Consider the following 5,894-nt stretch of genomic DNA (forward strand, 5'->3'; position numbering starts at 1 on the left):
AGCCTCCGTGTGGTCAGGTCGGCCAGGCCGATCCCAGTGGCGTTCCCCTCGGACCTGTCTGTCAGGTCGCGCACGAAGAGCCTCTTGACCTGGACCGGGTGGGGGAAGACGCGCAGGAGATCCCGGTTCCGTCCCGTGACGTTCGGGTCGATCCCCACGCCGCTGATGTCTTTGCCCATCTCGTCGACGATGAGCAGGTCGATGGTCTCGAAGGGGAGCCTCGGCATCATTTTTTTGGCCAGGGCCAGGAGCTCCTTTTCCCTCATCTCGATCTGTTCGGGCCTCAGGGCCTCGATCCTGGCCGTCTCGCCGTAACCGTTCTCCACGATGGCCACGCCGCACAAGACGGGGGCCTTCTCCATTACGATCCTGGCCGCATCGATGATGATCTTCGGAAAGGTATAGTGGATTGCAGCCCTGTGGTAGAGATCGGCGCCCCTCTGCTTGCCCATGCCGATTGCCATCATCTTCATCAGCCCGCTCTCCACGGGTCCCTTGAACTTCGTGTGGCACTTGATCCGGTTGACCACCACGATATGGTCGGCCTCCAGGGCGTGGCTGTCCACGAATACCGGGACGCCGTCCCCGGTCTTTCCGATCTCGGTCACCTCCATGGAGGATACGACGGGGGCTCCCACCGACTCTTCGGTTATGCCGTAATGGGCCAGGAGGGCCGCCTGTCCCTCTGCCGTCGCCCCCCCGTGGCTTCCCATGGCCGGAAATATGAAAGGCACGGCTCCGAGGTACTTCACGTGTTCGACTATGGCCCCGATGATTTCGGCCATGTGGGCGACCCCACGGCTTCCGGCCGTGACGGCCACGCGGTGGCCGCTTCTTACCTCGTCCAAGGACAGCCGGGCAAGCTCGGTCCTGACCGTCCCCCTGATGTCTTTTACCGCCGTCCTGTCAAAGGTCTGGCGGATCCGGTAGACTCCTGGAAAATCCATGGATTGTCCCTTCCGTTCACATCTCGAAACACCGGAGGAAATCCCTCACAAACTGGTTGACAGGGTGGGTGCGGATCCTGGAGGGGGAATCGATCTGGATGATCCTCCCCTCTTCCATGACTGCGATCCGGTCTGCCAGGGAGAAGGCTTCGGGGAGGTTGTGGGTCACGTAGAGGGTGGTGGCCCCGGTCTCCACGTGGTAGTCCTTGAGCTGCTGGCGCAGGGCGAGGCGGCGCTGGGGGTCGACGTTGGAGAGGGGCTCGTCGAGCAGGAGGATCAAGGGCTTTATGGTCATGGCCCTGCCGATCCCCACCATCTGTTTCTGGCCTGCAGACAACTCCGCCGGTTTTCTCGGGTAGAGCTTCTTCTCGATGCCGATCCGGCCCGCGATGGTGCCGACCCTCTCCTCTATGTTGCCGGGCGACCTGCCGCGGATCTTCATGGAGAAACTGAGGTTGCTGTAGACGTTTTTCTTGAAGACCCGCATGTGAGGCCAAAGGGCGTTGTCCTGAAAGACCATGCGGACCCCGCGGTGGGCCGGCTTTTCGCGGTCCACGCAGCGGCCGTGGATGTAAATGTGCCCCTCGTCCATCTTTTCCAGGCCGGCAACCAGGCGGAGCAGGGTCGTCTTCCCGCATCCCGTGGGTCCCACGATGGCGAGAAATTCGCGGTCCTCCACCACGAGGCAGACGTGGTCGACGGCGAGGATGGCTCCGAATCGTTTGGTGACCTGATCGAGGACGAGGCTCTTGTTGGGAGGGATGTAAGTCGGTGGTTTCATGGGAACCGGCCGTCCCTTTCTTGGGTCCGCAAGACATACTACAGGTCCGTTCCCGTGGTTGTCAAGGAGCGGCGGCCGGACCTTCCCCTTCCATTCGGCTGCGCTCGGGAGGGGACCCGTTCACCCCCCGGTCGGTACGTCGTGGCTTGCACGGTATCGCGGGGGAAGCGGGTTTTTCCGGCAGCCGGGGGAGGGAGGTCGGAAAATACTTGACACGTTTTTGGCGGTGTGATAGAGATGGTTTCGAAATGGCGAACGCGGTTCACAAGGCCGATCGATCTTCCAGAGCTTCTCCCGGGCTTTCCAGAAAAGCCCGGGGCACGGTGGGGGTTCCCTTTGCCGAGACTCCGGCCGGGGGGGCTGTCAAGTCCGTGTGGCGGGCTTTCAAGATATTGGAATCATTCGAGACCGGCGGGATGATGGGAGTCACCGAACTGAGCCGGAAGCTGGATTTCCCCAAGAGCAGTGTGTACGAGATAGTGACCACCCTGGTGGGCCAGGGCATACTGGAGAAGGATCCCGAGAGAAACAGGTACCGTCTCGGGTTGAGGCTCTTCGAGCTGGGCAACCGGGCTCGGGACAGCCTGGAGATCCGCAGGGTAGCCTCGCCGCTGCTCAAGACCCTCAACAGGGAGCTCGACGAGACTGTCCACCTGACCGTGCTTGAGAGCGGGGAGGTTCTCTACGTCGAGTGTTTCGAATCCACAAAGCGGCTCCGTACCTATTCTGTAATCGGTGTGAGGGCGCCGCTCCATTGCACGGCTGTTGGAAAGGCGATTCTCGCCTTTCTCGGAAGGGATGAGATCGAAGAGATCATCAGGAACAAGGGCCTGCCCGGGTTCACCGAAAGGACCATCACGGACAGGGGCGCCCTCCTGGCCGAGCTGGACCGGATCGTCGCCTCCGGCTATGCCGTGGACAACATGGAGCACGAGGAGGGAGTGCGCTGCGTGGGCTCGCCCATAAGGAACGGTATCGGTCGGGTTTTTGCGTCCATAAGCGTCTCCGGCCCTTCCCAGAGAATAACCGAACAGAGGATACCCGAGATCGGGAAGCTGGTCATGGCTGCTGCGGCCGAGATATCGAGGCGGCTCGGCTACGGGTCGCGGTGACCCGTAGCGTGAGGCCTTCGAGAGGTGCGCCCCCCCGGGGGGCCTGGGGCCGGGGTTGTTTTGGATGGTGATGTTTCATGCGGCCCGCACAGGGCGGATGTACCGAGGGCTGCGAAAGGAGGTGGTGGCCGCCTGATAGGAATCTTCCGGAAGAGGAGAGGGGGTGATGATCGTCGATTCCGGGCGATCTGCCTGGAAGACAAGGGGAAAAACCGTTTTTCATCGAGTCGGGGTTCGAAATTCCTTCACCAGGGAAGACAAGGAGGACTTACCATGGGCAATAGAATCGGGAGGGTATTGCTTGTAAGTATCGTCGTGGTGCTTGGACTCGTCCTCAGCCTCGGCGTTTCACTCGCCGCAGAGAAGACCTACACCCTTCGCTTCAACACGGTGGCAGGTCCGAATGAGCCCCAGACGATCGCCATGAGAAAATTCGCCGAGGTTGTCGGCAACCTGAGCGGCGGGAAGATAGAGGTCAAGGTCTTCCATTCCGGCCAGCTTGCAGACCAAAAGACGGGAATCCTCGGGGTCATGAGGGGATCCCTGGAGATGGCCAGCGATGCAAGCCCCTCGTGGTTTGCCGATCTGGCGAGCTATCCCGAGATAGGGGTCCTGGAGGTTGCCTATCTCTACAGGGACCTGGACCACATGTACAGGGTACTCACCGGCCCCATCGGACGGAAGTACTGGGAGAACCTGGCCAAGAAATCCGGCATCCGGGTCCTGGACGTATGGTACCTGGGAACGAGGGAGCTCAACCTCACCCGCAAGGCCGGGGTCGTGAGGCGGCCCGAGGATCTGAAGGGGATCAAACTCCGCATGCCCAACGTGGAGGCGTGGCTCGATGTGGGCAGGGCCCTTGGTGCGAACCCCACGCCCCTCGGGTTCGGCGAGGTCTACATGGCCTTGAAGACCGGCACGATAGACGGACAGGACAATCCCCTTCCCACCGACTACTCTGCGAAGTTCTACGAGGTGACCCATTACATCGTCCTGACCGACCACATGCTCGGCTACGTGAACCCCATAATAAACGAGAAGCTCTGGCAGGGCATGCCAGACAAATACAAGGTCTATATCAAGCACGCCATCCACGTGGCCCGGTTCGAGATGAACCGGATCGTGCTTGAGCAGGAGGCCTCTCTGCTGGGCAAGTTCCAGAAAGAATACGGCATGGAGGTGATCATCCCGGACAAGAAGGCCTTCATGGAGCATGCGCGCGAATTCTACAGCCAGGATAAGTTCAACAAGCGCTGGGGCGAGGGGATGTACACGAAGATTCAGACCCTGCCTTGATCGGCCGGGATTGCCTTGGGAGAGACCCGGGTCTTTTCCAAGGCATTTTGTTTCCTGCAGGATGGAAGCCGAAGATGAGCGGACTGGCCAAGAAGGTTTTCGACATTCTGGAGATCCACCTTGCAAACCTGGTTTTCCTCCTGCTCATCGTCTCCGTGTCGGTGGAGGTATTCTCCCGCTACGTTCTCGACAACCCGCTCCCGAAGTTCTTCGAGCTTTCGATCTACAGCTTTGTCTGGATCATCTACCTCGGTGCGGCCCTTGCCAAGCGTTACGACCAGCATATACGATTCGACATCTTCTATCGCAAGTTCTCACGGAAGACGAGGCTTCTCGTCGACACCGTCTTCGACATAGTGACCAACGTGGCCGTCCTTTTCCTTGTCGTACCGAGCATAAAGTACACGGTCTGGAGCTACAGGATAAAGGCCTCGGCTCTGAGGATACCGTGGACGTATCTTCTCGTATGCTTTCCCCTGTTCCTGTGCCTCATCCTCGTCCACGATTCCATGTCGATCTTTTTCAACGTCCGTGAGCTCTTGGGAAAAGGGAAGCACCAGCAGGAGGACCTGCCGTGGCGGTAGCGGTCTGGCTCGGCCTCTTCATCGTCATATTCGCCGTGGGCTATCCGATCGCCTTCGGCATGTTCGTGAGCTCGATCTTCTATCTCCTCATATCCCACGTGGACCTGTCCACGGTCATGGACGTGATGGTCATCAATTTCGAGAGCCAGTTCGTTCTGCTTGCCGTTCCCCTCTTCATCTTCACCGCCAAGGTCATGAACGCGGGCAGACTGACCGACAGGCTCTTCGAATTCGCAAAGGTCCTTGTCGGCCCCTTGCGGGGCGGACTGGGGCACGTCAACATCGTGGCGAGCATCATCTTCGCCGGCATGTCCGGCTCCGAGATAGCGGATGTGGCCGGCTTGGGCGCGGTGGAGATCAAGGCGATGAAGGACTCGGGATACGACGGCCCCTTCAGCTGCGCCGTGACCTGCGCCTCGGCGACGATCGGCCCCATCATCCCTCCGAGCATCCCCATGGTCATCTACTCGATGCTCTCAGGAGCCTCCGTGGGCTATCTCTTTCTCGGGGGGATCATCCCCGGGTTCATCCTCGGGGGCGTTCTCATGCTGCTCGTGTTCGTACTCTCCGTGAGGAGAAACTACCCTGCCGGCAGGTGGATCCCGCCCAGGGAGTTCCTGAAGGTCTTTGCCAAATCGTTTCTGATCATTCTGGCCCCGGTCATCCTCCTGGGAGGGATCTACGGGGGTATATTCACGCCCACGGAGGCGGCCGCGGTGGTGGCCGTGTACGTGCTCGTCCTCTCGCTCGTGGTCTACCGGACCCTCGGGTTGAGGGCCCTCTACAGGGTCTACATCGAGACCGTGGTAAGCAGCGGGTTCGTGAGCTTCATCGTGGCCTGTGCGTTCATCTTCGGCTACGTGGTCGCAAGGGAGGAGATACCGGCCATGATCACCAGCGGCTTCATCCAACTGGGCCTCATGAAGAGCCAGTGGACGGTTCTCCTCTCCCTCAACATACTCTTCCTGGTCCTCGGTTGTTTCATAGACGTATCGGCCATACTCCTCATCGTCGTGCCCATCGTCCTGCCCCTTGTCAAGGCGGCCGGGATAGATCTCGTCCATTTCGGTGTGGTCACGGTCTTCAACCTGATGATCGCCCTCGATACGCCGCCTTTCGGCGAGACGGCCTTCATCACCAGTGCGATCAGCGAAACACCCCTGGGCGAGGTATT

The 5,894-nt window shown here is 60.1% G+C and carries 6 protein-coding genes; 4 read left to right on the forward strand and 2 right to left on the reverse strand.

The genetic code is table 11. From position 1 onward, the window contains the following. Positions 1–947 (reverse strand): DUF362 domain-containing protein (locus JRJ26_20000; GenBank protein ID MBW2059774.1); only part of this gene is annotated, 947 nt, incomplete at its 3' end. 16 nt (positions 948–963) lie between these two features. Next, entirely contained in the window at positions 964–1,728 is a 765-nt protein-coding gene (locus JRJ26_20005) for an ABC transporter ATP-binding protein (GenBank protein ID MBW2059775.1), read from the reverse strand. A 248-nt stretch (positions 1,729–1,976) separates the two neighbouring features. On the opposite strand from JRJ26_20005, the gene JRJ26_20010 reads away from it, so the two are divergent. The 4 genes from JRJ26_20010 to JRJ26_20025 all read left to right on the forward strand — a co-directional run. Then, positions 1,977–2,840 (forward strand): IclR family transcriptional regulator, encoded by an 864-nt coding sequence (locus JRJ26_20010; GenBank protein MBW2059776.1) that lies wholly within the window; start codon positions 1,977–1,979, stop codon positions 2,838–2,840. A gap of 273 nt (positions 2,841–3,113) precedes the next feature. Then, positions 3,114–4,136, forward strand: a complete 1,023-nt coding sequence (locus tag JRJ26_20015; GenBank protein ID MBW2059777.1) for a sialic acid TRAP transporter substrate-binding protein SiaP — start codon at positions 3,114–3,116, stop codon at positions 4,134–4,136. Positions 4,137–4,210: 74 nt separating this feature from the next. Continuing rightward, positions 4,211–4,720, forward strand: coding sequence for a TRAP transporter small permease (locus JRJ26_20020; GenBank protein MBW2059778.1), 510 nt, complete (start codon positions 4,211–4,213; stop codon positions 4,718–4,720). Beyond that, positions 4,711–5,894, forward strand: a 1,184-nt coding sequence (locus JRJ26_20025; protein ID MBW2059779.1) for a TRAP transporter large permease, incomplete at its 3' end; no start/stop codon positions are given. The genes JRJ26_20020 and JRJ26_20025, both read left to right, overlap by 10 nt.

It is taken from the genome of Deltaproteobacteria bacterium, assembly GCA_019308905.1.
Classification (GTDB): Bacteria; Desulfobacterota; BSN033; order WVXP01; family WVXP01; genus JAFDHF01.

What these genes read in the sequence shown, in the direction of transcription:
- JRJ26_20010 (MBW2059776.1), top strand. Translation starts at nt 1,977, where the DNA reads ATGGCGAACGCGGTTCACAAGGCCGATCGATCTTCCAGAGCTTCTCCC.
- JRJ26_20015 (MBW2059777.1), top strand. Translation starts at nt 3,114, where the DNA reads ATGGGCAATAGAATCGGGAGGGTATTGCTTGTAAGTATCGTCGTGGTG.
- JRJ26_20020 (MBW2059778.1), top strand. Translation starts at nt 4,211, where the DNA reads ATGAGCGGACTGGCCAAGAAGGTTTTCGACATTCTGGAGATCCACCTT.
- JRJ26_20005 (MBW2059775.1), bottom strand. Translation starts at nt 1,728, where the DNA reads ATGAAACCACCGACTTACATCCCTCCCAACAAGAGCCTCGTCCTCGAT.